The organism is Streptomyces paromomycinus, assembly GCF_003865155.1.
GTDB classification, from domain to species: Bacteria; Actinomycetota; Actinomycetes; order Streptomycetales; family Streptomycetaceae; genus Streptomyces; species Streptomyces chrestomyceticus.
In genome coordinates this window covers 4,883,659-4,909,573 of the sequence record NZ_BHZD01000001.1, presented here as the reverse complement: position 1 = coordinate 4,909,573, position 25,915 = coordinate 4,883,659, and the positions used below count along the sequence as shown (strand labels likewise).

The 25,915-nt window shown below is 69.7% G+C and carries 21 protein-coding genes and 2 tRNA genes; 8 read left to right on the top strand and 15 right to left on the bottom strand.

Features of this window, described 5'->3' with window-relative positions; genetic code table 11:
• Nucleotide 1: 1 nt before the first annotated feature.
• Nucleotides 2-271, bottom strand: coding sequence for a phosphopantetheine-binding protein (locus OEIGOIKO_RS20725; RefSeq protein ID WP_246177452.1), 270 nt, complete (start codon nt 269-271; stop codon nt 2-4).
• Complete coding sequence (locus OEIGOIKO_RS20720; protein WP_246177451.1) at nt 264-1,820, bottom strand: amino acid adenylation domain-containing protein; 1,557 nt, start codon at nt 1,818-1,820, stop codon at nt 264-266. The genes OEIGOIKO_RS20725 and OEIGOIKO_RS20720 overlap by 8 nt, the downstream gene beginning before the upstream one ends.
• 320 nt (nt 1,821-2,140) lie before the next feature.
• On the opposite strand from OEIGOIKO_RS20720, the gene OEIGOIKO_RS20715 reads away from it, so the two are divergent.
• On the top strand, nt 2,141-3,631 hold the full coding sequence (locus OEIGOIKO_RS20715) for a cation:proton antiporter (protein WP_307721237.1): 1,491 nt from the start codon (nt 2,141-2,143) through the stop codon (nt 3,629-3,631).
• Here the strand turns inward: OEIGOIKO_RS20715 and OEIGOIKO_RS20710 are convergent.
• Nucleotides 3,597-4,433: an AraC family transcriptional regulator gene (locus tag OEIGOIKO_RS20710; protein ID WP_125055302.1), complete on the bottom strand. Its 837-nt coding sequence runs from the start codon at nt 4,431-4,433 to the stop codon at nt 3,597-3,599. The genes OEIGOIKO_RS20715 and OEIGOIKO_RS20710 overlap by 35 nt on opposite strands.
• 74 nt (nt 4,434-4,507) lie before the next feature.
• On the opposite strand from OEIGOIKO_RS20710, the gene OEIGOIKO_RS20705 reads away from it, so the two are divergent.
• Nucleotides 4,508-5,485, top strand: coding sequence for a DMT family transporter (locus tag OEIGOIKO_RS20705; RefSeq protein WP_246177450.1), 978 nt, complete (start codon nt 4,508-4,510; stop codon nt 5,483-5,485).
• Between the two features lie 63 nt (nt 5,486-5,548).
• On the opposite strand, the gene OEIGOIKO_RS20700 is transcribed toward OEIGOIKO_RS20705, so the two are convergent.
• Nucleotides 5,549-5,621 (bottom strand) — tRNA-Ala (locus tag OEIGOIKO_RS20700).
• A 129-nt stretch (nt 5,622-5,750) separates the two neighbouring features.
• Here OEIGOIKO_RS20700 and OEIGOIKO_RS20695 point away from each other — a divergent pair.
• Both OEIGOIKO_RS20695 and OEIGOIKO_RS20690 read left to right on the top strand, forming a co-directional pair.
• Nucleotides 5,751-6,299: a helix-turn-helix domain-containing protein gene (locus tag OEIGOIKO_RS20695; RefSeq protein WP_125046046.1), complete on the top strand. Its 549-nt coding sequence runs from the start codon at nt 5,751-5,753 to the stop codon at nt 6,297-6,299.
• Between the two features lie 76 nt (nt 6,300-6,375).
• Entirely contained in the window at nt 6,376-7,875 is a 1,500-nt protein-coding gene (locus tag OEIGOIKO_RS20690; RefSeq protein ID WP_125055300.1) for a serine/threonine-protein kinase, read from the top strand.
• A gap of 12 nt (nt 7,876-7,887) precedes the next feature.
• Here the strand turns inward: OEIGOIKO_RS20690 and OEIGOIKO_RS20685 are convergent, their stop codons facing one another.
• From OEIGOIKO_RS20685 to dnaA, 11 genes are all read right to left on the bottom strand, one after another.
• Nucleotides 7,888-9,153, bottom strand: coding sequence for a hypothetical protein (locus OEIGOIKO_RS20685; protein WP_246177449.1), 1,266 nt, complete (start codon nt 9,151-9,153; stop codon nt 7,888-7,890).
• Between the two features lie 286 nt (nt 9,154-9,439).
• Complete coding sequence (locus tag OEIGOIKO_RS42330) at nt 9,440-9,574, bottom strand: DLW-39 family protein (protein ID WP_003958712.1); 135 nt, start codon at nt 9,572-9,574, stop codon at nt 9,440-9,442.
• Nucleotides 9,575-9,795: 221 nt separating this feature from the next.
• A tRNA-Ile gene (locus OEIGOIKO_RS20675) sits at nt 9,796-9,872 on the bottom strand.
• A 115-nt stretch (nt 9,873-9,987) separates the two neighbouring features.
• Nucleotides 9,988-10,719, bottom strand: coding sequence for a DUF3566 domain-containing protein (locus OEIGOIKO_RS20670; RefSeq protein WP_371858946.1), 732 nt, complete (start codon nt 10,717-10,719; stop codon nt 9,988-9,990).
• 15 nt (nt 10,720-10,734) lie between these two features.
• Nucleotides 10,735-13,359, bottom strand: a complete 2,625-nt coding sequence (gene gyrA / locus OEIGOIKO_RS20665) for a DNA gyrase subunit A (protein WP_125055297.1) — start codon at nt 13,357-13,359, stop codon at nt 10,735-10,737.
• Between the two features lie 71 nt (nt 13,360-13,430).
• Complete coding sequence (gyrB, locus tag OEIGOIKO_RS20660; RefSeq protein ID WP_125055296.1) at nt 13,431-15,485, bottom strand: DNA topoisomerase (ATP-hydrolyzing) subunit B; 2,055 nt, start codon at nt 15,483-15,485, stop codon at nt 13,431-13,433.
• A 261-nt stretch (nt 15,486-15,746) separates the two neighbouring features.
• Nucleotides 15,747-16,322, bottom strand: a complete 576-nt coding sequence (locus OEIGOIKO_RS20655; RefSeq protein WP_125055295.1) for a DciA family protein — start codon at nt 16,320-16,322, stop codon at nt 15,747-15,749.
• 19 nt (nt 16,323-16,341) lie between these two features.
• Nucleotides 16,342-17,478 (bottom strand): DNA replication/repair protein RecF, encoded by a 1,137-nt coding sequence (recF, locus tag OEIGOIKO_RS20650; protein WP_031007778.1) that lies wholly within the window; start codon nt 17,476-17,478, stop codon nt 16,342-16,344.
• Nucleotides 17,479-17,543: 65 nt separating this feature from the next.
• Nucleotides 17,544-18,425 carry a phosphogluconate dehydrogenase (NAD(+)-dependent, decarboxylating) gene (gnd, locus tag OEIGOIKO_RS20645; RefSeq protein WP_125055294.1) on the bottom strand — a complete coding sequence of 294 codons (882 nt, stop codon included), beginning with the start codon at nt 18,423-18,425 and terminating at the stop codon, nt 17,544-17,546.
• Between the two features lie 843 nt (nt 18,426-19,268).
• Nucleotides 19,269-20,399, bottom strand: a complete 1,131-nt coding sequence (gene dnaN, locus OEIGOIKO_RS20640) for a DNA polymerase III subunit beta (protein WP_125055293.1) — start codon at nt 20,397-20,399, stop codon at nt 19,269-19,271.
• 1,126 nt (nt 20,400-21,525) lie between these two features.
• Entirely contained in the window at nt 21,526-23,478 is a 1,953-nt protein-coding gene (gene dnaA, locus OEIGOIKO_RS20630) for a chromosomal replication initiator protein DnaA (protein WP_125055292.1), read from the bottom strand.
• A 358-nt stretch (nt 23,479-23,836) separates the two neighbouring features.
• Between dnaA and rpmH the strand changes: the two genes are divergently transcribed.
• The 4 genes from rpmH to yidC are packed head-to-tail and all read left to right on the top strand — an operon-like array spanning nt 23,837 to nt 25,905.
• Complete coding sequence (rpmH, locus tag OEIGOIKO_RS20625; protein ID WP_003949374.1) at nt 23,837-23,974, top strand: 50S ribosomal protein L34; 138 nt, start codon at nt 23,837-23,839, stop codon at nt 23,972-23,974.
• A 21-nt stretch (nt 23,975-23,995) separates the two neighbouring features.
• The gene (rnpA, locus tag OEIGOIKO_RS20620) at nt 23,996-24,394 is read left to right on the top strand and encodes a ribonuclease P protein component (protein ID WP_030017062.1); all 399 of its coding nucleotides are present in this window, start codon (nt 23,996-23,998) and stop codon (nt 24,392-24,394) included.
• Nucleotides 24,391-24,708, top strand: a complete 318-nt coding sequence (gene yidD, locus OEIGOIKO_RS20615; RefSeq protein WP_125055291.1) for a membrane protein insertion efficiency factor YidD — start codon at nt 24,391-24,393, stop codon at nt 24,706-24,708. The genes rnpA and yidD overlap by 4 nt, the downstream gene beginning before the upstream one ends.
• A gap of 3 nt (nt 24,709-24,711) precedes the next feature.
• Complete coding sequence (yidC, locus tag OEIGOIKO_RS20610; protein WP_125055290.1) at nt 24,712-25,905, top strand: membrane protein insertase YidC; 1,194 nt, start codon at nt 24,712-24,714, stop codon at nt 25,903-25,905.
• Nucleotides 25,906-25,915: the final 10 nt, after the last annotated feature.

Below are 25,915 nucleotides of genomic sequence, written 5' to 3'. Positions count from 1 at the left end.
GTCATCCGCTCTGTACGGGGGTACCGGTGAGACGAGCTACCTCTGAGGCGACCTCTGCGAGGTTCTTCTCGAAGAGGATCTGAATGTCGACCTCGGCGCCGAAGCGCTCCTTGATGCGATTGCTCAGTTCGAGGGCGAGGACGGAGTGGCCGCCCAGGTCGAGGAAGTTGTCCTCGAGGGTGGCCGGTTCCTCCAGGAGCTCCGTGGCCCAGGCCGGGATCAGGCTCCGGGCCTCGTCGAGAATCGGCTTGTCCTGTGTCATTTCACTCATGTGTGACGACCGTTTCGTTCCATGACCGGGCGACGGCAGCCCGGTCGACCTTCCCGTTGACGGTGCTGGGCAGCTCCGGCAGCCGCTGGTAGCGGGCGGGATGCATGTAGGCGGGCAGCAGATCCTTGACGTGTGCGCGCAGATCGGCCGCCGTCGGTGCCTGCGCTTCGTCCCGTGCGACGAAGTCACAGACCAGCCGGTCATCGCCGGCCTTGAACTGCCGTACGTGGACGACCGCGTCGAGTACGCCTTCGTGCCGGCGGACCGCGGCCTCGATGTCGCTGAGCTCGATCCGGTAGCCACGCAGTTTGACCTGGAGATCGGCCCGCCCGATGTAGGCGAGGCTGCCGTCGGGCAGGCGGTGCACCAGGTCACCGGACCGGTAGTGGAGAACGGGCTCCCCGGTGTCCGGGGAGGCGACCGGCACGAACTTCTGCGCGGTGAGGTCCGGCCGCTTGAGGTACCCGTCGGTCACCTGGGGGCCGGCGAGCCACAGCTCCCCCGTCTCGCCGTCCGCCACCTCGTGGCCGCTCTCGTCGGCCACCCGCAGCCCGAAACCGGGCAGGGCGGTGCCGATCACGGACCTGTCGGAGTCCAGATCGTCCTCGCCGACCTCGTGGAACGTGGTGAAGACGGTGGTCTCGGTGATGCCGTAGCCGTTCACGAGCCGGGGGCTTTCCAGGCCGTACCGCTTGGCCCAGGGACGCAGCGTGGCGGGCACCAGCTTCTCCCCGCCGAAGATGACGTACCGCAGACCGCTCAGGTCCCGGCCGGAGCGCAGTGCCGCTTCGGCGAGGGTGGTGAATGCGGTGGGGGTCTGGTTGAGCACGGTGACGCCCTCGTCGGCGATCACGCCGAGGTATTTGTCGGGCGACCGGGCGGCCCAGTGGGGCAGGACCACCAGTTCGGCCCCCGTGGTGAGGGCCCCCCAGATTTCCCACACCGAGAAATCGAAGGCGATCGAGTGGAAAAGGAGCCACCGGTCGTGTTCGTCGAAATCGAAGACGGCCCGTGAGGCGGTGAAAAGGGCCGCGGCGTGGCCGTGGCGTACGGGTACGCCCTTGGGGGCACCGGTCGTGCCCGAGGTGTAGATGACGTAGGCGTCGGCCTGCGGGCCGGGTACGGGGCCCGGTGCCGTCCGTCCGGCCCGGTCGGCGAGTCCGGCGATCTCCTGGGTGGTGATCACACTGGTCACCGTGGTGGCGGCGAGGTCCTCACCGGGGTCACCGATGATCGCGGTCGCCTCGCTGTCGGCGATGATGAAGCTCTTCCGGGCCGGCGGGTGCCGGACGTCCAGGGGGACGTAGGCGGCCCCCGCCTTCAGGACGCCGATCATGGCGGCGACCGCGTCGGCGCCGGGGAGCATGCGCAGGGCGACACGGTCGCCCGCCCGTACTCCCTTTTCGTGCAGCAGCCACCCGATGGCGTCCGACCACTCGTCGAGTCGGCGGTAGGTGAAACGCCTGCCGTCGGCGGACAGCGCGCAGCGCTCCGGATGCGTGCTTGCGGATTCTTTGAACAGGCCTAATAGGCCTACTTCGGCCCGCATAAAGCAATCCGATTGCACCATGAAGTCCCCCCTCATGCTCAACGAATGCCGTATCAGAATGTGAGATACAACGACCTCGCCATTCACGACGAGCGAAACAATCGCACGGCAAATATGACCGGGACAAGACCATGTGATCCTGATCACTCCGACTGGACGCCCCTCCTGGCCGTGCGGTTGGCTCCTCGCTGCGGCACCCGAATGAACTAGCCACCTTGGGGGAAGAGTTGGCCGGGACCGAACTGGCGGGATCCCGCCGCAGGAAGCTGAGATTCCGCACGCAAGGCGCAGTCGTTCTGACCGTTTTACTGCCTCTTGCTGTGATTACTGTCGTCACCTTGCAGGTAGGCGACACGCAGTCCGGCAAGAAATCTGCCAGCCCGGATTCATCGGTCCTGGACACGGTCGGTCACTTTTTCCTCGGTGCCGCTGTGGTTCTCGTCGCGTCTCACATATTGGGATACGTGGCATCGAAGCTGGGGCAGCCACGCGTTACCGGAGAGATAGTCGCCGGCATTCTCCTCGGCCCGTCCTTACTGGGATCCCTCGCTCCCGGTGTGGCCGGCTGGCTGTTTCCCGCAGCAGTCGTCCCGATGTTCAACGGCCTGGCCCAGCTGGGCCTCGTCCTGTTCATGTTCGGGGTCGGGCAGGAACTGGCGTCGATGCGGCTGCGGGGCGCGGCGCCACGCGCCGTGCTGATCAGCCAGTCGTCGCTGCTCGTCCCGTTCGCGGCCGGCGCCCTGGTCGCACTGCCACTGATGGACGGCTACCTGGCCGAGGACGTGCCGCCCCTCGCCTTCGTCCTGTTCATCGGCTGCGCGCTGAGCATCACCGCCTTCCCCGTGCTCGCGCGCATCCTGAGCGACCTGGGGCTCACCCGCACGCGGCCGGGCCGGCTCAGCCTGTTCGCGGCGGCCGTGGGCGACGGGGGCAGCTGGCTGCTCCTGTCCCTGATCCTGTCGCTCGCCCACGGTGGCGACCCCATGACCGTCGTCGCCAAAGCCCTGGCCGTGGTCGCGGTGATCGCCGTCTTCGTCTGGCCGCTGCGCCGGCTCCTGACGAAACTGCCGGACCGGGCGGACGCCCGCGCGAAGGCGCCGGCCCTCATGGTGTTTCTCGTGGCCGCGGTGGGCGTGGCCGCGACCCTCACGGCGGCCCTCGGTATCCACCAGCTCATCGGAGCCCTGCTGGTCGGCCTGATCTGGCCGCACGGGAACCGGGCGGCGAGCGCCGCGGTGGCCCCGCTGGCGGACACCGCGAAGACCGTACTGCTGCCGTTCTTCTTCCTGGGCTTCGGGCTCGGCGTGGACCTGGGCTCGCTGAGCCTGGACGGCGGGGCCGGCCTGGTCCTGCTCGCCCTGCTGGTCGTCGCGACCGTCGGAAAAGTGGCCGGCCCCAGCCTGTGCGCCCGCTGCACGGGGCTGCCCTGGTCGGAGGCGCTCACCCTGGGCGTACTGCTCAACGCCCGCGGGCTGACCGAGCTGGTGGTGCTCCAGATCGGGTACGAGGCGGGGATCATCGACGAGAAGATGCTCGGGCTGCTGACCATCGTGGCGATCACCACCACCGTGATGACCACACCCCTGCTCAAGGCCACCGGAGCCCTGCGCGAACCGCCGTCCCGGCCACCCGCCTCCCCGGACCAGCCGCCCGCTTCCCCGGACCAGCCTCCCGCCTCTCCGGACCAGCCTCCCGCTTCCCCGGACCAGCCCGCCGGGCCGGCCGCACAGCGCTCCCCCGAGGCCCCGCCCCTCGCGCTGTCGGGTGCCGAAGGGGTCAGTGAGCGGCCCGCTGGTAGGTCGCCGGAGTGATGCCGTACGCCCGCTTGAACCACCGGTTGAAGTGCGCCTGGTCGGAGAAACCGGCGGACGCCGCGGCGTCCGCCGGGGACAGGCCGTGTGCCAGCAGCTGCCGTGCCCGTCGGAGCCGCAGGAGGCGCTGGTAGTCGCTCGGTGCCATGCCGAACTCCGCGCGGAAGGCCCGGTACAGCGCGAAACGGCTGCAGCCGGCCGCCGCTGCCAGCTGCTCCGCCGACACCGGTTCGAGGAAGAGGTCGTTCAGCAGGGCGTGCGCCTGCCGGGCGGCCCGGCGCTGTGCCTCGCCCTCCAGGGTCCGCCTCCGTGGTGCCCGCGTCGCGCCCCGCTCCGCGAGCGCGAGGACGGTGGCCGTCAGGAGCTCCTCCCTCGCCAGGTCGCCGGAACCGTGCACCAGCGCCTCGTGCAGACGTGCCAGCGCCCCGGTGAGCAGGGGGTCCGTCAGTACGGGGCGGACGAACAACGGCATCGACCCCGCGGCCCCGCCACCGGCCGCGTCGCCGAGGGTGTCGCGCACCACGGACGGGCCGATGTGCACGATGCGGTACTGATAGCCGAGCTCCGCGGCGGCCTGGCCGTCGTGCACCTCGTCGGGGTTGAACGCCATCACCATGCCGGCGCCGCTGGTGTGGTGCGCCCCGCGGCAGCGGAAGGTCTGCGCGCCCAGATCGGTGATGCCGAAGGAGTAGGTGTCATGGCTGTGCGGCGCGTACACGTGGTCGAGGAAGTGCGCGTGCATGGCCTCCAGCGGACGGGTCCCGTCCCGCCAGTACCGCACCCAGCCGTTTCCGTTCCTCATGCACTCATTGTGGCCGCGCACGAGCGTTCAAGTCAGGGGGGAGACCCGTCGGGCAGGGTCGGCGCATGGTAACGATGAACAGGATCAGCAACCCGTACACGCTGCTGATGGTGACGATGGTGCTCTGGGGAAGCTCCTTCTCCAGTTCCAAGTCGGTGGTGGAGCACGTACCGCACTCCGTCGGAGCCTTCCTGCGGTTCGGCGGCGGTGCGCTGGCCCTGCTGCTCGCCGTGGCGATGTCCGGCAGCCGTACGACGCGCGTACCTGCCCGCAACGGATGGCTCGCGGCCGCCGCCGGCGTGCTGGGCGTCTTCGCCTACAACGGGTTCTTCTTCTGGGGCCTGTCGCTCGCCCCGTCCCTGGACGCCGGCATTCTCATCCCGGTCATGAGCCCGGTCCTCACGAGCACGTTCCTGCTGGTGACCAAGAAGGAGAAGGCGACCTGGGCCCGCGTCACCGGCCTGGCCCTCGGGCTCACCGGCGCGGCGATCTTCTTCATCGGGGCCGGCGGCAGCGGGGGCGGCGGGTCGTCCCGGCTCCTGGGCGACGCCCTCTTCCTCCTGAGCGCCGTGTGCTGGGCCTCCTACACCCTGGCGGGACCACGCGTCCTCAAGGGCATCGAACCGCTGAAGGCCACCACGTACGCGACCTGCGCGGGCGCCGTGCTCCTCGGCGTCCTCGCGGCACCCGACATGCCCGACGTGGCATGGGGCGAACTGCCGACCAGCGTCTGGCTGAACACCGCCTTCCTGGCGATCGGCGCCGCGGCCGTGGCGAACCTCCTCTACTACCGGGGCGTCGGCACCGTCGGCCCGGCCAAGGCCTCCCTCATGATGTTCAACGTCCCCGTGATCAACACCCTGTGCGCCACCCTCCTCCTGGGCGAGTCCTTCGGCTGGCTCCAGGGCACCGGGGCACTGGTACTGGTGCTGGGCGCCGTACTCGCGGTGACCCAGGGCAAGCTCCCCTGGCGCTCGGCCGGCACCGGCAAGCAGCTCCCCCCGCCCGACGAGCTCGCTCCCCAGAAGGGCACCCCGGCCAGGAGCGCCTGACCGGCAGGACGCACGCAAAAGCCCCCTTGACCGCGTTCCCGCAGGTCAAGGGGGCTTTCTCGGTGGAGCCTAGGGGAGTCGAACCCCTGACATCTGCCATGCAAAGACAGCGCTCTACCAACTGAGCTAAGGCCCCGTCGCGAACCAGGGTACCCGGTGCCCGGGAGGTTTCCCGACCGGGTATCGCCGCGCGCAGGTGGTCTCCGTAGGATGCTTCGCGAGATTCGCGGCAGCGAAGCGCGATCGGGGAGACAGGGGAGACGCCATGGACGCAGCACAGCAAGAAGCCACCGCGCGCGCTCGGGAGCTGCAGCGCAGCTGGTACGGCGAGCCCCTGGGAGCGCTGTTCCGCCGTCTCATCGACGATCTCGGCCTCAACCAGGCCCGTCTGGCCTCCGTACTGGGGCTCTCCGCGCCCATGCTGTCACAGCTCATGAGCGGCCAGCGGGCCAAGATCGGGAACCCGGCCGTCGTCCAGCGGGTGCAGGCCCTCCAGGAGCTGGCCGGGCAGGTGGCGGACGGCAGTGTGAGCGCCGCCGAGGCCACCGACCGGATGGACGAGATCAAGAAGACCGCGGGCGGGTCGGTGCTCAACAACACCGCGCAGACCGCGTCGTCCACCGGGGCGACGACCGTACGGCGCGTGGTGCGCGAGATCCAGTCGCTGTTGCGCTCGGTTTCGGCCGCCGGTGACATCATCGACGCCGCGAACACCCTCGCCCCCACCCACCCCGAACTGGCAGAGTTCCTCAGGGTCTACGGGGCGGGGCGCACCGCGGACGCGGTCTCCCACTACGAGGCCCACCAGAGTTAGACGGCGAGCGGCCGGGGGCGCGCGACGGCCCCCGGAAGTCGGGCAGTTCGGTGGTTCGGTAGGCGGACGGGGCGCAATGGGTGAGGTCTTCGCCGGTCGGTACGAGCTGATCGACCCGATCGGGCGGGGCGGCGTGGGAGCCGTGTGGCGTGCCTGGGACCAGCGGCGGCGCCGTTACGTGGCGGCCAAGGTGCTGCAGCAGAGCGACGCGCACACGCTGCTGCGGTTCGTGCGGGAGCAGGCCGTACGGATCGACCACCCGCATGTGCTGGCCCCCGCGAGCTGGGCCGCGGACGACGACAAGGTCCTGTTCACCATGGACCTGGTGCACGGCGGTTCGCTGGCACACCTCGTGGGGGACTACGGGCCGCTGCCACCGCGCCTGGTGTGCGTCCTGCTCGACCAGCTGCTGTCGGGGCTGACCGCGGTCCACGCGGAAGGCATCGTGCACCGCGACATCAAGCCCGCGAACGTCCTGCTGGAGTCGACCGGGACCGGCCGGCCGCACGTGCGGCTGTCCGACTTCGGCATCGCGATGCGCAAGGGCGAGCCGCGGCTGACCGACGCCAATTACGTGGTGGGTACGCCCGGTTACTTCGCGCCGGAGCAGATGCTGGGTGCCGAGCCCGACTTCCCCGGGGACCTCTTCGCGGTCGGCCTGGTCGCGGTGAACCTGCTCACCGGCGCCAAGCCGGACGCGCAGAGCCTGGTCGACCACTTCACCGAGCACGGCACCCCGGAGGCTCCCGAGGACATCGCGGAGCCCCTGTGGCAGGTGCTGGCGAACCTGCTGCAGCCCGATCCCGAGCTGCGCTTCAAGACGGCCGTCGGCGCGCGCAAGGCGCTGCTCGCGGCGGCCGAGCTGCTGCCGGAAGCGACGGTCGAGGACGAGGTCGTCGAGGTCTTCGATCACATCGGGCCGCTGCCCGCCGGGTTCGGGCCGGACGGTCCGCTCCGGCCGGAGCAGCCGGGAGACGTGCCGTCGACACCGCCGCCCGCGCCCGCCACGCCGCCCACCCCGCCTCCGGCGAGCGTGTCCGACACCGGCAGCTCCCCCTTGGCGCCGCCCTCCAGCGGCATACCCGCGCCGCAGCACCCCGCAGCGGGCATCGCGGGCGTCGAGGGCCCGCCCGACACCGGGCGGGACGGCGCACGGCCTCAGAACGGCACTGAGGACGGCTCCAAGGACGGCGCCAAGGGCGGCGCCCAGGGAGCCGATGGGGAGCAGGTGGGCGGCGCGCACGGGAACGCGTACGGGAGGACGTACGGGCCCCCGTACGCAGCCCCGGACGGAACTCCGCCCCCGGCCCCCTACGCGGCACCACAACCGCCCTCCACGCCACCGCCTTTGCCCCCGGCGCACCCCCACGTCCACCGCCCGCCCGGCCCTCCGGACACCCGCCCGTACACCCCCGACCGCCCGCAGCCGCTGCCGCCCTCCGGACGCGCTGCGGCCCGCCGGCACCGGGCCGTGCCGCAGCGGCGTCCAGGGCCCCCGCTCAAGGTCGCGATTCCGGTCGTCGTGGTGGCGTTGTTGTTCATCGCGTTCGGTGTCTGGGCCTTGTCAGTCAGCTGACGGTTTCCGGCGTCACCGCTGCCCGCGCGCCCCACCAACCCTCCAGCGCGCTGCCACCGCCCACACCCCGAGCGCCAGCAGCAGCACCGTGCCCGTGCTGATGCTGCCGTACCCCAGCACGCGCATCCTGCTGCTCGACGCCACCTGTTGGGTCGTCATGCCGTCGTCTGCCGCCGCTCGTTGTTGCGGCGACACTGAGAAGTCGGTGGTGTGCTCCCGGTAGTCGGGGCCGCGTTGCGGGCGGCCTGCCGGGTCGACGCGTAGCGTGATCGGGGTGCCGTTCTCGAAGTACTTCGCGGCGTCCGGGTGCAGCGACACGGCCAGGTAGTACGAGCCCGCGAAGCGCATCGCGCTGACCGGTGCGGTGGCGTTGTAGCGGTTGCCGTAGTCCACCGGTGCCGTGGCGATCCTGGCGGCGGCCGGCTTGCCGTCGTACGCGATGAAGCGGGTGTCGCTGACCGGCCCGCGCGCCGGGTTGTAGACCCCCAGCCCCAGCGCGCTGGCCACGAGCCGTGAGCCGGCCACCGGGCCCTGCCCGCGCACCGTGGCTTCACCACCCGCCAGCGTCCCGCCCGGCAGCTCGACGCTCACGCTCAGCTGCTGCCCCCAGTCCACCGGCACCCGGTAGAAGCGGGTCTCCCCCGGCCTGATGCGGTCCTGCCACACCCCCTTGCCGATCGGCCCGGCGTCGTTGAAGCCGGTGCCGCCACCGGCGTCCTTCTTCTTGCCGCCGGTCAGCGGTGCGGGGGTCGCCGTGGACCAGGTGCCCGGGGCGGGTTGAGCGGGTGGTGTGCCCGTGAGGCCGGGTTCGCGCTGGAAGCGGAGTTCTACGGGCCAGCGGTCCGCGCCCGGTGCCGATGTCTTGCCGGCCCGCTTGACCACGAAGTAGTAGGCGCCTGCCTTCTGGCAGTTGGTGCGCGGGCCGTCGGCCCGGCGGGTGGCGTAGTCGGCGATCGGGTACGCCATGCCGCGGCCGTGGAAGGCCGTACTCCCGCCGGGGGAACAGGCGTTGCCGTCGGCGTCGCGGAGGCTGACCTTCAGGCTGTCGGTGTGGTCCGCGACTTCACTGCCGGGCCGGGGCGCGGCCACCGCGGAGAAGTAGGCGCTGGACTTCCCGTCCAGCCGTACCGCGTAGTGCTTCTCGTCGCCTCGGGCGAGGGTGTCGGTGTACGTCCCGGGCTCGATCCGCGGCGCGCCGGACGGTCTCTGGGTGCCCTGTACGGGCTGGGCGCCGACCGCCGTCCTGTAGGCGGGCGGACTGTCGCGTAAACCGTCCACGGGCCCCGCCGCCGCAGCACCTGCCGGCCCCGGTACGGATACGAGTACGGGCACCAGGAGGGGCACCAGCCTCCTCGCACGCCCGCCCCTTCGCGTACGCCCCCTTGCCACGAGCCACCCCTCACCACATTTGCTTTTGCAAGCTACTTATGTGCTTTGGCAAACCCGTCGGGACGGCTGCGTCACACGCCGCGGCACGCGCCGCCCCGCCCCCGGACGCACGAGACCCCGGTCACCGTCACACGGTGGCCGGGGTACGTACGTCGACTACGAACTGCTCTGCGTCTCACACACCCGAACCTGCGGGCACGGAGTCGGTCGCCTCCGTCCACAGATCCTGCTCGGCGCGATCCGCCTGGATCTGGCGGTACACGAGGAGCCCGCCGATGGCGGCCAGTGCGACCAGGAGAAGCTTCTTCACCGCGCGACCTCGTCTTTCGTTGACGTAGGGGACCTCTGGGGGCCGATGATACACACCGGCCGATACCGATCGGTGACCTAGGGCCCGACCCATGCGCAATGATGCACGGCCCGTCATCGCCCCGTCCGGCCGGCCCGCCATCGCCAAGCCCCGCCGGCCCGGCCGTGACCACCCCGGACGCGAAAGAGGCCCCACCGTCTCCGGTAGGACCTCTGTCGCGCTGGTGGGGCTAACAGGACTTGAACCTGTGGCCTCTTCCTTATCAGGGAAGCGCTCTAACCGTCTGAGCTATAGCCCCGCGCTGCACCGAAAGATTAGCGCACTTCAGAGGCATTCCCAAAATCGTGCGCCGGGCGCCTCCGGGTCCCCGGACGGAGCCGCCGTACGGCCCCGTCCGGGGATGCCCGCGTCCGTCACTCGTCCTCGGCGAGGGTCAGCTCGACGCCGCCCACGAACCCTGCCGAGATGTTGTAGATGAAGGCCCCGAGCGTGGCCAGAGCCGTGGCGAGCACGACGTCGATCACCGCGATGACCGCGGTGAACAGCAGCACTCGCGGCAGCGACAGGAACGACTGGAGGTCAAAACCGCCGCCGTCGCCCGAACCCGTCGCCTCACTGATCGTGCCGCCGACCGTGGTGAAGACGCCCATCGCGTCCATCACCATCCACAGCACCGCCACCGCCACGATGGTGCAGATCCCCAGCGCGATGGAGAGCAGGAAGCTGACCTTCATCACCGACCACGGATCGGCCCGGGCGACCCGCAGCCGCGCCTTGCGCGTACGCGGCGTCGTGCTGGCGCCCGTACGCGGCCGGCGCACCCCCTGCTGCGCCCCCGCGCCCTGTCCCGCACCCGATCGGTACGCCTGGGGCGGCTGGTACGGCTGCTGGCCGCCCTGGGCGCTCCCGCCCTGGGGCCCGGGTGCCGGTCCCGAACCCTGGGCCGGAGGCTGCGGCTGCGCCGCGGAATGCGGTTGCGGCTGACGCCGGTCGGTCACGGTTCCCCCCTGGTAGGAGCCCTCGGACGAGGTGCCGCCGGACGTGGCGGAGCCACGGGCGCTGTCCTCCGTCACGGTCGCGGGTCCCGAACGGGAGCTCTTCCTGTCTCCCGGTCCACCCGCCGCAGCGCCCGTGGCTCCACTCACGACCTACTCCTCGCGTTACTCCGCCGCGGGCTCGCCGCCCTCGGCCACCGCGGACTCGGTGCCCTCCGCCTCGTCGGCCGCCCCGGGCTCCACACCCGCGTCGACCTCCTCGGCCTCGCGACCGGCCTCGGCGTTACGTGCGATACCGACCACGGCATCGCGCTTGCCCAGGTTGATCAGTTGGACGCCCATGGTGTCACGGCCCGTCTCCCTGACCTCGCTGACCCGCGTACGGATCACGCCACCGGACAGCGTGATGGCGAGAATCTCGTCCGTCTCCTCGACCACCAGGGCGCCGACCAGCTCACCCCGGTCCTCCACGATCTTGGCGGCCTTGATGCCGAGGCCACCGCGGCCCTGCACGCGGTACTCGTCCACCGAGGTGCGCTTGGCGTAACCGCCGTCGGTCGCGGTGAAGACGAACGTACCGGCCCGCACCACATTCATCGAGAGCAGTTCGTCGCCCTCGCGGAAACTCATGCCCTTGACACCCGAGGTGGCGCGTCCCATCGGCCGCAGCGCCTCGTCCGTGGCGGTGAACCGGATCGACTGCGCCTTCTTGCTGATCAGCAGCAGGTCGTCCTCGGCGGAGACCAGCTCGGCGCCGATCAGCTCGTCGTCCGCGCCCTCCTCCGTCTCCCGGAGGTTGATGGCGATGACACCGCCGGAGCGCGGCGAGTCGTAGTCCTTGAGCGGCGTCTTCTTCACCAGGCCGCCCTTGGTGGCGAGCACCAGGTAGGGAGTGGCCTCGTAGTCGCGGATCGCCAGGATCTGCGCGATCTGCTCGTCCGGCTGGAAAGCCAGCAGGTTGGCCACGTGCTGGCCGCGCGCGTCCCGGCCGGCGTCCGGCAGCTCGTACGCCTTGGCCCGGTAGACCCGGCCCTTGTTGGTGAAGAACAGCAGCCAGTGGTGGGTGGTGGAGACGAAGAAGTGGTCGACGATGTCGTCTTCCTTCAGCTTCGTGCCCCGTACGCCCTTGCCGCCGCGCTTCTGCGACCGGTAATCGTCGGTCTTCGTCCGCTTCACATAGCCGCCACGGGAGATCGTGACGACGATGTCCTCCTCGGCGATCAGGTCCTCGACGGACATGTCGCCCTCGAAGGGCACCAGCTTCGAGCGCCGGTCGTCACCGAACTTCTCGACGATCGCCGCCAGCTCCTCGCTGATGATCTGACGCTGGCGCTCCGGCGAGGCGAGGATCGCGTTGTACTCGTTGATCTTCGCCTGCAGCTCGTCGTGCTCGGCGGTGATCTTCTGGCGCTCCAGGGCGGCCAGCCGGCGCAGCTGCATCTCCAGGATCGCGTTGGCCTGGATCTCGTCGATGGTCAGCAGGCCCATCAGGCCCTCGCGCGCCTCCTCGACCGTCTGACTGCGCCGGATGAGCGCGATGACCTCGTCGATCGCGTCCAGCGCCTTGAGCAGACCGCGCAGGATGTGGGCCCGCTCCTCGGCCTTGCGCAGCCGGAACTTGGTGCGCCGGACGATGACCTCGACCTGGTGGCCGACCCAGTTGCGGATGAACGCGTCCAGCGACAGGGTGCGCGGCACGCCGTCCACCAGCGCCAGCATGTTCGCGCCGAAGTTCGTCTGCAGGTCGGTGTGCTTGTAGAGGTTGTTCAGCACGACCTTGGCGACGGCGTCCCGCTTGAGGACGATGACCAGGCGCTGGCCCGTACGCGAGGAGGTCTCGTCACGGACGTCGGCGATGCCGCCGATCTTGCCGTCCTTGACCAGGTCGGCGATCTTCTGCGCGAGGTTGTCCGGGTTGACCTGGTACGGCAGCTCGGTGACCACCAGGCACTGGCGGTTCTGGATCTCCTCGACCTCGACCACCGCACGCATGGTGATCGAGCCGCGGCCGGTGCGGTACGCGTCCTCGATGCCCTTGCGGCCCACCACCAGCGCGCCGGTCGGGAAGTCCGGGCCCTTGATGCGCTCGATGAGCGCGTCCAGCAGCTCCTCGCTGGACGCCTCCGGGTTCTCCAGCGCCCACTGGGCACCGGCGGCGACCTCGCGCAGGTTGTGCGGCGGGATGTTGGTCGCCATGCCGACCGCGATGCCGGCGCTGCCGTTGATCAGCAGGTTCGGGAAGCGGGCCGGCAGGACCGTCGGCTCCTGGTTGCGGCCGTCGTAGTTGTCCTGGAAATCGACGGTCTCCTCGTCGATGTCCCGCAGCATCTCCATGGAGAGCTGCTTCATCTTGCACTCGGTGTACCGCATGGCCGCGGCCGGGTCGTTGCCGGGCGAGCCGAAGTTGCCGTTGGAGTCCACCAGCGGCATCCGCATCGACCACGGCTGGGCCAGCCGGACCAGGGCGTCGTAGATGGAGGAGTCACCGTGCGGGTGGTACGTACCCATCACGTCGCCGACGACGCGGGCGCACTTGTAGAAGCCCTTCTCGGGGCGGTACCCGCCGTCGTACATCGCGTACAGCACGCGGCGGTGCACCGGCTTGAGGCCGTCCCGCACGTCCGGCAGCGCGCGCGAGACGATGACGGACATCGCGTAGTCGAGGTAGGAGCGCTGCATCTCCGTTTCGAGCCCGACGGGCTCGACACGCATGCCCACGCCTTCGATGGCGGGGGCCGCGCCCTCGGCGGTCACGCCGTCCGGGGTCACAGGGGGGTTCTCGTCGGCCATTGCTGTTCAAAATCCTTTCGAGCTGCGGCTGCTGCGGTCCCCGCCGGCGGGCGGGGGAGGGCCGACAGGGCTCAGATGTCGAGGAAGCGGACGTCCTTGGCGTTGCGCTGGATGAAGGAGCGCCGGGCCTCGACGTCCTCACCCATCAGCACCGAGAACAGGTCGTCGGCGCGCGCCGCGTCGTCCAGCGAGACCTGGCCGAGCACGCGGCTGTCGACGTCCATCGTCGTCACGCGCAGCTCCTCGGCGTTCATCTCGCCCAGACCCTTGAAGCGCTGGACCGAGTCGTCCTTGATCCGCTTGCCGTTCTGCTTGCCGAGCTCGATCAGGGCGTTGCGCTCCCGGTCGGAGTAGGCGTACTCGTGGTCGTCCCGGCCCCACTTGATCTTGTAGAGCGGCGGGCGGGAGAGGTAGACGTGCCCGGCCTCCACCAGCGGCCGCATGAAGCGGAAGAGGAAGGTGAGCAGCAGGGTGTTGATGTGCTGGCCGTCGACGTCGGCGTCCGCCATCAGGATGATCTTGTGGTACCGGAGCTTCTCGATGTCGAAGTCCTCGTGGACCCCGGTACCGAAGGCCGAGATCAGCGCCTGCACCTCGTTGTTGTGCAGGATCTTGTCGACCCGCGCCTTCTCCACGTTCAGGATCTTGCCGCGGATCGGCAGGATGGCCTGGTACTGCGGGTCCCGGCCGGACTTGGCCGAGCCGCCGGCCGAGTCACCCTCGACGATGAAGATCTCGCACTTGGTGGGGTCGTTGGACTGGCAGTCCGAGAGCTTGCCGGGCAGCGACGCCGTCTCCAGCAGGCCCTTGCGGCGGGTCAGGTCCCGGGCCTTACGGGCCGCCACCCGCGCGGTCGCGGCCTGGATGCCCTTGCGGATGATGTCCGCGGCCTCGTTCGGGTTGCGGTCGAGCCAGTCCGTCAGGTGCTCGTGGACCACCTTCTGCACGAAGGTCTTGGCCTCGGTGTTGCCCAGCTTCGTCTTGGTCTGGCCCTCGAACTGCGGCTCACCGAGCTTGACCGAGATGATCGCCGTCAGACCCTCGCGGATGTCCTCACCCGTGAGGTTGTCGTCCTTCTCGCGCAGCAGCTTCTTGTCCCGGGCGTAACGGTTGATCAGGCCCGTCATCGCCGAGCGGAAGCCCTCTTCGTGCGTACCGCCCTCGTGGGTGTGGATGGTGTTGGCGAAGCTGTAGACACCCTCGGTGTACTGGGTGTTCCACTGCATCGCCACCTCGACCGAGAGCATCCGCTCCTTGTCCTCGGCGTCGATGTCGATCACCGTGGGGTGCACGACCTCGCCCTTGCGCGAGTTCAGGTACTTCACGAAGTCGACGATGCCGCCCTCGTAGTGGTACTTGACCGTGAGCGGCTTGCCCTCCTCGTCCACATGGGCCTCGCGCTCGTCGGTGAGCGTGATCGTCAGGCCCTTGTTGAGGAACGCCATCTCCTGGAAGCGGCGCGAGAGCGTCTCGAAGCTGTACTCGGTCGTCTCGAAGATGTCGCCGTCGGCCCAGAACGTGACCGTCGTGCCGGTCTCCTCGGTGGCCTCGTTACGGGACAGCGGAGCCGTCGGCACGCCGAGCTTGTAGTCCTGGGTCCAGCGGTAGCCGTCCCGCTTGACCTCGACGGCGACCTTCTGCGACAGCGCGTTCACGACGGAGACACCCACGCCGTGCAGACCACCGGAGACCGCGTAACCGCCGCCGCCGAACTTGCCGCCCGCGTGCAGCACCGTCAGCACGACCTCGACGGCCGGCTTCTTCTCCGAGGGCACGATGTCGACGGGGATGCCGCGGCCGTTGTCTACGACGCGCACGCCGCCGTCCGGCAGGATCGTCACGTCGATGGTGTCCGCGTGCCCGGCCAGCGCCTCGTCGACGGAGTTGTCGACGACCTCGTACACGAGGTGGTGCAGACCGCGCTCGCCGGTCGAGCCGATGTACATACCGGGGCGCTTACGGACCGCGTCCAGGCCCTCGAGGACGGTGATCGCGCTGGCGTCGTACGACTTCTCTTCCGGAGAGTCGCCACTGGCGCCGGCAGGAACCCCCTCTTCAGTAGAAGCCGTGTTGTTCTCGTTGAGGTCGCCGGAGTCGGCCACGAAGCGCCCTTTCTGGCACAGCACGAGCCGCCTCCATCAGAAGCAGGGCGGCTGCGTCGTTCGACATGTTCCGCGAGTGGGCGGGATTGCTACCAGTCTACCGGTAGCGCCGACACTAATGGGGGTTTGCGGGCGCCTGAGTCGTCATGTGCCGCCCTGAAGTGCCGTTGGCCGACTCCCCATATCTGCGACGGGGCCCCAGGACGCTCTAGACGGCCTTCAGCGCTTCGGGCTGTCAACCTCCGGCTACCGTGAGCGGAGTCTCACCCGCATCACGCGTTCACCTCAGCCGTACGTGTCCCCGGGCCCCTTGCTGCCGGGCGCCCGCAGCGGCCCGTACCGCCGCGCCGGACCACCCGGGCCCAGCACCTTGATCAGCTTTACCGTGCCCTGGCCCAGATCCTGGTTCAGCCGCGCGACGAGCTGCGGCGCCAGCAGCCGCAGCTGCGTCGCCCACACCGTCGAGTCGCACTGCACCGTCAGCACGCGCGCTTCCTCGTCGTACTTCTGCGGCTCGCAGTGCTGCGCCACCTCGGGACCCACCAGCTGCGGCCAGCGCCCCATGACGCCGCCCACCGCGGCCGGGGTCTCCCAGCCGCGCTCCGTGATGAGCCGGTTGATCGCCGCACCCAGCGGCAGCGGATCGCGCCCGTCGGCGCGCGCGCCGGAGCGCAGACCGCCGCGGCGCGCCTGCTTCTTCTGCTGCGCGGCGGCACCCCGGGCCTTCGCCTGTTCCTTGGCGGCGACCAGCGCCTGCCGGGCCAGATCGATCCCGGACAGCTCCGGGGGCTTGGGCTGGTCGGCGCCGGGCGGCCGCTCCGAGGGCTCCTCGGAGGGCGGTTCCGGCCGCTCGCCGGTCATCACCGGCTCCGACGCCCGCTCATGGTGCGACCTTCTCCGCGACACCCTCGGACACCGCGAACCGGGCTCCCGACAGCACCCCCGGCACGTCGTCGTCCACCGCCGCGGTCACCAGCACCTGCTCACCGGGCGCCACCAGCTCCGCCAGCCGCTCCCGGCGCCGGCTGTCCAGCTCCGCGAAGACGTCGTCGAGCACCAGCACCGGCTCGTTGCCCTCACCGCGCAGCAGGTCGTACGAGGCCAGCCGCAGCGCGAGCGCGTACGACCAGGACTCGCCGTGGCTCGCGTACCCCTTGGCGGGCAGCTGGCCCAGCTTGAGCAGCAGGTCGTCGCGGTGCGGACCGACCAGCGTCACCCCGCGCTCGATCTCGTTCTTACGGGCCGCGCCGAGCGCCTCGGTCAGCAGCCCGTACAGCTCCTCCCGCGTCGAGGCGCCGTGCAACGCGTCACCGGCCGAGCCGCGGTACTCCATCGCCAGCGGCCCGCCGCCCGGCGCCAGCTGCTCGTACGCCTTGTCGGCCAGCGGCTGGAGCGTGGCGATCAGGTCCAGGCGCTGGGCCAGCAGCTCGGCGCCGACCCGGGCCAGGTGCTGGTCCCACACGTCCAGAGTGGACAGGTCCATCTGACGGCCGCCGTGCCGCCGGGCCAGCGCCGCGCTCTTCAGCAGCGTGTTGCGCTGCTTGAGCACCCGGTCGTAGTCCGAGCGCACACCCGCCATCCGCGGCGAACGCGCCGTGATCAGCTCGTCCAGGAAACGGCGGCGCTCCCCCGGATCGCCCTTGACCAGCGCCAAGTCCTCCGGCGCGAACAGCACCGTCCGTACGATCCCCAGCACGTCACGCGGTCTGACCTGCGACGACCTGTTGATACGGGCCCGGTTGGCCTTGCCCGGGTTCAGCTCCAGCTCGACCAGCTGCTGCCGCTCGCCCTGGACGACGGCGGCCCGCACGATCGCCCGCTCGGCCCCCATCCGCACCAGCGGCGCGTCGGAGGAGACCCGGTGGCTGCCCAGTGTGGCCAGATAGCCGACCGCCTCGACGAGGTTGGTCTTGCCCTGCCCGTTGGGGCCCACGAAAGCGGTGACGCCCGGGTCGAGCGGGACCTCGACCCGGGCGTACGAGCGGAAGTCGGCGAGCGAGAGATGCGATACGTGCATGTGGCGCGCCGACCTCCCCCGGCTACCGGACTACTGCTACCTGGCTACGTGCTTCTTCGTGCTGCTTACTTCTTCGCGTTCTCGACGGCGTGACCGCCGAACTGGTTCCGCAGCGCCGCGATCATCTTCATCTGCGGCGAGTCGTCCTGGCGCGAGGCGAAGCGCGCGAAGAGCGACGCCGTGATCGCGGGCAGCGGCACGGCGTTGTCGATCGCGGCCTCGACGGTCCAGCGGCCCTCGCCGGAGTCGGCGGCGAAGCCCCGGAGCTTGTCCAGGTGCTCGTCGTCGTCCAGCGCGTTGACCGCCAGGTCCAGCAGCCAGGAACGGATGACCGTGCCCTCCTGCCAGGACCGGAAGACCTCGCGTACGTCGGTGACCGAGTCGACCGCCTCCAGCAGCTCCCAGCCCTCGGCGTAGGCCTGCATCATGGCGTACTCGATGCCGTTGTGGACCATCTTCGCGAAGTGGCCCGCGCCGACCTTGCCGGCGTGCACCGAGCCGAAGTCGCCCTCCGGCTTGAGCGCGTCGAAGACCGGCTGCACCTTGGCGACGTCCTCCGTGGAGCCGCCGTACATCAGCGCGTAGCCGTTCTCCAGGCCCCAGACACCGCCCGAGACGCCGCAGTCGACGAAGCCGATGCCCTTGGCGCGCAGCTCCTCGGAGTGCTTCTCGTCGTCGGTCCAGCGGGAGTTCCCGCCGTCCACCACGACGTCGCCGGGGGAGAGCAGCTCGCCCAGTTCGTCGATGGTCGCCTGGGTCGCTTCGCCGGCGGGCACCATGACCCACACCACGCGCGGACCCTTGAGCCCGTCCACCAGTTCCTTGAGGCTGTTCACGTCAGCCAGGTCCGGGTTGCGGTCGTATCCGATGACGGTGTGGCCTGCGCGGCGGATGCGCTCGCGCATGTTGCCGCCCATCTTGCCGAGACCGACGAGACCGAGCTCCATCAGTACCCCTTACGTTGCGTTACGGCACATCCCCGCCCTACGTGTCGAGTTTACGCGCGAAGCCACGACGCGGCGGCCCGCCCCCCACACCTGTGGACAACCGGGGGTGCAGCGGGGTGGCGTTCGGGAGGCTTTCGGTATTCGGGTCTTCGGGAGTACGCCGGTCAAGGCATTCGCCTGACGGCAGGGGTTTCGAGCGGGTCGCGCGCGCTCGACTACGTATTTCGTGAGGGAAACATCGGGGTATGCCGCCAGCGGCCGCGCTGGGCCGGCGCGTCTTGCATCAGGGCGTTCTGCGTCGGCGCTGTTTTGCCGGTCGGGCGGTGGGGTGCGGCGCGGCGGTCGACCGGGTTATCCACAGTCGCACCTTCGTACGTGCGGCTGGCAACGCTGTGACCAGCTACTCCACGGGCACTCGGAGCGGGGCCGCCAAGGCTGTGGATTGTTTTCCGCCCGGGACGGCTACCTGGGCGCCGCAGCGCCGGGAGCCTGGGGACGGTGTGGACACGGGCACGTCCCGACGCACCGGATATCCGCAGCCTGGGGAAAACGTCACGTCCGCCCGAGGCTTTTGCTCGGCACGGAAAGGAGAAAGTGGTCGCCGACGTGAAGCGAGTGGTGGGCCTTTTCCTTCGGCGGCGGCACGCACTCCGAAAGGATTTTTTCGTATTCTCCACCGAAAAACTCCGCCCCTGATACACGAGCGCTGCGTGCGTGTATCAGGGGCGGAGTGAAAACTCCCGGGTGACTTCCGTCGGCGGACGGCCGTACGGCCGGAGCCGGCCGGCAGCCGGAGACCGCAGCTGTCCGGTTGCCGGGGTCGCCCGGCAACCGGCCGGACGGTCAGCCGGAGAGGCGCACCGGCATGATCAGGTACTTGTACGCGTCGTCCGCCTCGGCGTCCTTGGCCGGGCGGCCGCTGAGCAGCGCCGGCTTGGTCGAGGTGGTGAAGGACAGCTGGGCCACCGGGGAGTCGATCGCCGACAGGCCCTCCAGGAGGAAGCCCGGGTTGAAGGCGATGGAGATGTCGTCGCCCTCCAGGTCGGCGTCCACCCGCTCCACAGCCTGTGCGTCCTCGCTGGAGCCCGCCTCCAGGATCAGCACGCCCTGCTCGAAGCTCAGACGCACCGGGGTGTTCCGCTCGGCGACCAGCGCCACACGCTTGACGGCCTCGACGAACGGGGCGGTCTCGATCACGGCGACCGAGTTGAACTCGGTGGGGAAGAGCGTGCGGTACTTCGGGAGGTCGCCCTCCAGGAGCCGGGTGGTCGTCCGGCGGCCCGCGCCCTCGAAACCGATCAGGCCCTCACCGGCGCCCGAGCCGGACAGCGCCAGGGTGACGCTGTCGCCGCTGCTGAGGGACTTGGCGGTGTCCAGCAGCGTCTTGGCGGGCACCAGGGCCACCGCGGAGGCGTCCGGGCTCTCCGGCTTCCACAGGAACTCGCGGACCGCGAAGCGGTAGCGGTCGGTGGAGGCCAGCGTGACGGTGTCGCCCTCGATCTCGATCCGGACACCGGTGAGCACCGGCAGGGTGTCGTCCCGGCCGGCGGCGATGGCGACCTGGGCGGCGGCCGCGGCGAAGACCTCACCGGGCACGGTGCCGGTGGCGGTCGGCATCTGCGGCAGCGCCGGGTACTCCTCCACGGGGAGGGTGTGGAGGGTGAACCGCGAGGAGCCGCAGACGACGGTGACCCGTACACCGTCGGTGGAAATCTCCACCGGGCGGTTGGGGAGGGCACGGCAGATGTCGGCCAGCAGGCGGCCGGAGACCAGGACGGTGCCTTCCTCCTCCACGTCCGCGTCGACGGAGACGCGCGCCGAGACCTCGTAGTCGAAGCCGGAGAGGCTCAGGCTGCCTTCCTCCGCCTTCAGCAGCAGGCCCGCGAGGACGGGCACCGGCGGACGGGCCGGGAGGCTCTTGGCCGCCCAGGCCACTGCCTCCGCGAGTACATCGCGCTCCACCCGGATCTTCACCGGAAACCGCCTCCTGCTGTTGCTGGCTTACGCCCTGCTGGCCTTCTTCGTCGGCTGGGTCGCCGGGGACCAGTCTGACGTACGTCACCGACAGCTGTTGCGGCTCGGGGTCAAGTCGGGTCGAGAGGCGTCGGACGACCGATCCCCAAGTTGTGCACAGCACCCGATTCGAAACGAGTTCCCCGGTAGCTATCTGTGGTCGTAGTAGTAGGGCCTGTGGAAACCGTGGACAACTGCGTCTGCGCAGGTCAGCACCGTTTTTTTGTCCACCGGGCCTGTGGGCGGCAGCCGTGGACAACCGGCCGTGTCTGTGGACCGCCGTTCTTCATGCACACCCGATGCACAGGGGAGCCCTACTTCTCCCCAGTCCTGTCCCCAGCTTTACCCCGGTTCCCCACAGCCCAATCCGGCACCTTGGTGTGACGCCTTTCACTCGGCCCGGTGAGCGCGGGTGTCGCCTTGCCGAACAGTGGACAGGGGTGTGGAGAAGTTGGGGACAAGCGCGGGCCACCTGTGGGCGGGCAGTGGACAACGCGATCGACCCCCTGTGGACGAATCCTCTGTCCACACCCTGTGGATGAGCGTTAGCCACAAATCCACACGCCGCTGACCTCGGCTGATGCCCCTGCGGCCGCTCCTCCTGTGGAAGCCACCGGGATAACTTCCCAGTCCCCAGCATGTGGACGGAAGAATCTTGGTCAATCTGTGGAGTACGACCGTGACCTGACGAGGAATCGAACAGAGCAGTGGCCTTCCACAGGGTCGGGACGAGGTCGGGGCGGTCGCGGGACGGGGCCAAAGGGGCTGCGGGGCGCGGTGAAGACGCCTTCGGACCGCGAAGTCGGGCCTCCGGCACGGGCCGGAGAAACCCGCTGAGCGAGGCGGAGCGCCTTGCGTACGAGCCGGAGGGGCGGCGCCGCACAGGGCCAGGGAGCCCGCCGTACGCCCGCCTGGGCCCGGCCGTACGTTCTCGGAGTCCTGCCGGACGCCCGTGGAGCCCTGCCGGACGTCCGCGAGAACCGCGCCGTACGTCCGGAGAGCCCGCCGAGCGACGAAGGGCGCCCCGGGAGCGGTTACGTCCCCGGGGCGCCCTCGAAGCTCCGGCCGGCCGGTGGCCGATGCCGCGTCAGCCGTTCTTGATGCGGTTCGTCAGCTCGGTGACCTGGTTGTAGATGGACCGCCGTTCGGCCATCAATGCCCGGATCTTGCGGTCGGCGTGCATCACCGTCGTATGGTCACGCCCCCCGAACTGCGCCCCGATCTTCGGCAGCGACAGGTCCGTCAGCTCTCGGCACAGATACATCGCGATCTGCCGCGCCGTCACCAGCACGCGGCTGCGCGACGATCCGCACAGGTCGTCCACGGTCAGCCCGAAGTAGTCCGCGGTCGCCGCCATGATGGCGGTCGCGGTGATCTCGGGGGCCGCGTCCTCGCCGCCCGGGATCAGGTCCTTCAGGACGATCTCCGTCAGGCCCAAGTCCACCGGCTGGCGGTTGAGGGAGGCGAAGGCGGTGACCCGGATCAGCGCCCCCTCCAGCTCGCGGATGTTGCGCGAGATGCGCGAGGCGATGAACTCCAGCACCTCCGGCGGCGCGTTCAGCTGCTCCTGGACCGCCTTCTTGCGCAGGATCGCGATCCGGGTCTCCAGCTCCGGCGGCTGGACATCGGTGATCAGCCCCCACTCGAAGCGGTTGCGCAGCCGGTCCTCCAGGGTGACCAGCTGCTTGGGCGGCCGGTCCGAGGACAGCACGATCTGCTTGTTGGCGTTGTGCAGGGTGTTGAAGGTGTGGAAGAACTCCTCCTGCGTCGACTCCTTGCTCGCCAGGAACTGGATGTCGTCGACGAGCAGGATGTCCATGTCGCGGTAGCGCTTGCGGAACGCGTCCGCCTTGCCGTCGCGGATGGAGTTGATGAACTCGTTGGTGAACTCCTCCGAGCTGACGTACCGCACCCGGGTGCCCGGGTAGAGGCTCCGCGCGTAGTGCCCGATGGCGTGCAGCAGGTGCGTCTTGCCGAGGCCGGACTCCCCGTAGATGAAGAGCGGGTTGTACGCCTTGGCCGGTGCCTCGGCCACGGCGACCGCGGCGGCGTGCGCGAAGCGGTTGGACGCGCCGATGACGAAGGTGTCGAAGAGGTACTTCGGATTCAGCCGGGCGGTCGGCTCGCCGGGGCCGGTCGCCGGCGCGGGCTGCGCGGCGAGCGGGCCGGGGGCGCCGCTGGGCGCGGGCAGGCCGCCGGGGCCGGGGTTCTGGATGTGCGCGGGGGGCTGGTGCTCGGCGAGGTCACGCCGCTGCGGCGGCTGCTGCTCGTACGGGGAGTGGCCTTCGGAGTGCTGGTGCTGCGGCGGGCCGGTGTGCTCGGGAGCCTGCGAACGGTAGTCGCCCTGTGACCGCTGGGGGTGCTGGTGCTGCTGCTGTACGTGTGCGGGAGGCGGCGTCGCGTAAGGATCGCGTTCGGGGAATCCGCCGAGGCGCTGCTGCTGCCATCCGTAGTCCTCGCGCGGGCCGGGGCCGGCCTGGCCGCCCATCCCGGAGTGCTGCGGCCAGGCGCCGGGCTCGTGCCGGGGCTGCTGATGCTGCTGGTACTCCGGGTACGCGGGACGTACGTGGGGCAGGTCGTCGTCCTGGTGGCCGTAACCCTGCCGGTTGTCGTAGCCCTCGCTCTGCCGGCTGTCGTAGCCGCCGTACGCATCGTGCTGCTGCCCCGGCTGTCCCCCTTGCTGCTGGGGCTGCTGGGGCTGATGCCGCTGCTGCATGTGCGGAGACGGCTGGGACTGCTGCATCGGCTGCTGAGGCTGTGGCTCCTCGGCGGAGTCGTCGACGGTGATCGCGATCCGGATCGGGCGCCCGCACTCGTGGCTCAGCGCCTCCCCGATGAGCGGCGCGAGCCGGCCTTCCAGCACGCCCTTGGCGAACTCGTTGGGCACGGCCAGCAGGGCGGTGTCCGCCACCAGAGCCAGCGGCTGGGTCCGCTTCAGCCAGTCCTGGTCCTTCGGCTTGAGGCTGTCGCTCTCCGTCCGTAGGAGGTGATCGAGTACGCGTGGCCACACTGCGGCAAGATCGGCAGGTACGTCGGCCACAAAGCACGCTCTCTCACTGGTCCCACGAATGTGTGATTCTCAGGACGGGCGGGAAGGAATCGGAGTTGACCCACGGTAGTCAGGGCGACCCTGGTGATTCAAGTTGTTGTCCACAGGCTGTGCATAGTGTGTCCCGGCCGAGGGCCGGTTTGACCGGATGACGCCGCCGCGCGTACCGTAACCAGGTCGAGTTGTCGATGGCTGCTGCCGCCTGCCTCCGATGGGCAAAGATCGCGCTCAAGTGATCGAAGTAGCGGTGCACTCGGGCGTTGCGAGCTACTCGTGGGCGCACGGTGACAGCCAGTCGACACCCCACACCTGTCTCCCCGGAGACACCAAGCATCTCTGGAGCCCCCGAGTGAGCAAGCGCACCTTCCAGCCGAACAACCGTCGTCGCGCCAAGACCCACGGCTTCCGCCTGCGGATGCGTACCCGTGCCGGCCGCGCGATCCTCGCGTCCCGCCGTGGCAAGGGTCGCGCCCGCCTGTCGGCCTGAGCCCTGAGCTAGGTCCATGACGTGCTGCCTACCGAGCATCGGCTGAGGCGGCGCGAGGACTTTGCGACCGCGGTACGCCGGGGACGCAGGGCCGGGCGCCCGCTCCTCGTCGTCCATCTACGCAGCGGTGCAACGGACCCGCACGCAGCGGGGGAGAGCCCTCCCCCGGCGCGTGCGGGTTTCGTCGTGAGCAAGGCCATCGGCGGTGCCGTGGTCCGCAACAAGGTCAAACGACGGCTGCGCCACCTCGTGCGCGACCGGCTGGACCGGCTGCCCGCCGGTAGCCTGGTTGTCGTACGGGCGCTGCCCGGCGCGGGCGATGCGGACCACGATCAGCTGGCCCGTGACCTGGACACCGCGCTGCAGCGGCTGCTGGATGGAGTTCCCCCCACCCGAGGTCAGGGGAGGGAGCCGCGGTGAAGTACCCGCTGCTGCTGTTGATCAAGCTGTACCAGTGGACCATCAGCCCCCTGCTGGGGCCGGTCTGCCGGTACTACCCGTCGTGCTCCCACTATGGCTACACGGCCATCGACCGGCACGGCGCGGTGAAAGGGACCGCGCTGACGGCTTGGCGCATCCTGCGTTGCAACCCGTGGTCGCCCGGTGGCGTCGACCGCGTTCCACCCCGGAAGCGTCCGGTCTGGCATCGGCGGCTGAGGAGCCGCCTGGGCGGATCCACCGTCCCTGAGCCTGCCGCACAGCCTGAGACTCAGCCCACCGCCCAAGGAGCCTGATTCGTGGACACGATCCTCAGTCCTCTCTATTACGCAGTTTCCTGGATCATCGTCCAGTTCCACTCGTTCTACAGCCTCATCTTCGACGAGAACAGTGGCGCGGCGTGGGGTCTGTCCATCGTCTCGCTGGTGGTGCTGATCCGTGTCTGCCTGATCCCGCTCTTCGTGAAGCAGATCAAGTCGACGCGGAACATGCAGGCGCTCCAGCCGAAGATGAAGGCGATCCAGGAGCGCTACAAGAGCGACAAGCAGCGTCAGTCCGAAGAGATGATGAAGCTGTACAAGGAGACGGGTACCAACCCGCTCTCCAGCTGCCTGCCGATCCTGGCGCAGTCGCCCTTCTTCATCTCGCTGTACCAGGTCCTCAGCCACATCGCGAACAACCAGACGGTCGGCGTCATCAACCAGTCGCTGCTGGAGAGCGCGCAGAAGGCGCACATCTTCGGCGCGCCGCTGGCCGCGAAGTTCCTGGACACCCCGGAGAAGATCCAGTCTCTGGGTGCGTCGGTCACCGACGTCCGCGTGGTCACCGTCATCATGATCGTCCTGATGTCGGCGTCGCAGTTCTACACGCAGCGCCAGCTGATGACCAAGAACGTCGACCTCACGGTGAAGACGCCGTTCATGCAGCAGCAGAAGATGCTGATGTACGTCTTCCCGATCATGTTCGCCGTCTTCGGTATCGGCTTCCCCGGCTTCCCCGTCGGTGTTCTCCTGTACTGGCTGACCACCAACGTCTGGACCATGGGCCAGCAGATGTTCGTCATCCGCCGGAACCCGACCCCGGGCAGCAAGGCGTTCGAGGAGCGTCAGCAGCGGCTGCGTGCCAAGGGCAAGCTCAAGGAGGACCCGGCCGAGGTCGAGGCCAAGAAGGTCGCCGAGGAGGCGCGCCAGAACCGGCAGCAGCCCAAGCGGCAGAGCAAGTCCCAGCGCCAGACCCAGCCCGCCGCCGGCGGCAAGCAGGCCGGCGGCAGCAAGCCCGCCGGTGGCGCCGGCGCGCAGCGGCGCACCCGCGCGGGGTCCGGCTCCAGCGCTTCCGACGCCTCCGGCTCGGACGCTTCGAAGAAGCAGTCCCTGGAGAAGCAGGCACCTCAGGACAGCAAGCCGAAGGGCGGCTCCTCCGCCTCCGGCTCCCGTAACGCCAAGTCCGGACAACGCAAGGGCCAGCAGCGGCCCAAGCACCCGTCCAAGAAGTAAGAAGGAGTCC

Excerpts from the sequence above, each read along its gene's own strand:
- OEIGOIKO_RS20695 (WP_125046046.1), top strand. The coding sequence starts at position 5,751 with ATGGACGCAGCACAGCAAGAAGCCACCGCGCGCGCTCGGGAGCTGCAG.
- OEIGOIKO_RS20655 (WP_125055295.1), bottom strand. The coding sequence starts at position 16,322 with ATGACCGGCGAGCGGCCGGAACCGCCCTCCGAGGAGCCCTCGGAGCGG.
- OEIGOIKO_RS20710 (WP_125055302.1), bottom strand. The coding sequence starts at position 4,433 with ATGAGGAACGGAAACGGCTGGGTGCGGTACTGGCGGGACGGGACCCGT.
- OEIGOIKO_RS20725 (WP_246177452.1), bottom strand. The coding sequence starts at position 271 with ATGAGTGAAATGACACAGGACAAGCCGATTCTCGACGAGGCCCGGAGC.
- OEIGOIKO_RS20720 (WP_246177451.1), bottom strand. The coding sequence starts at position 1,820 with ATGCGGGCCGAAGTAGGCCTATTAGGCCTGTTCAAAGAATCCGCAAGC.
- recF (WP_031007778.1), bottom strand. The coding sequence starts at position 17,478 with ATGCACGTATCGCATCTCTCGCTCGCCGACTTCCGCTCGTACGCCCGG.
- OEIGOIKO_RS20705 (WP_246177450.1), top strand. The coding sequence starts at position 4,508 with ATGAACAGGATCAGCAACCCGTACACGCTGCTGATGGTGACGATGGTG.
- gyrA (WP_125055297.1), bottom strand. The coding sequence starts at position 13,359 with ATGGCCGACGAGAACCCCCCTGTGACCCCGGACGGCGTGACCGCCGAG.
- gnd (WP_125055294.1), bottom strand. The coding sequence starts at position 18,425 with ATGGAGCTCGGTCTCGTCGGTCTCGGCAAGATGGGCGGCAACATGCGC.
- OEIGOIKO_RS20690 (WP_125055300.1), top strand. The coding sequence starts at position 6,376 with ATGGGTGAGGTCTTCGCCGGTCGGTACGAGCTGATCGACCCGATCGGG.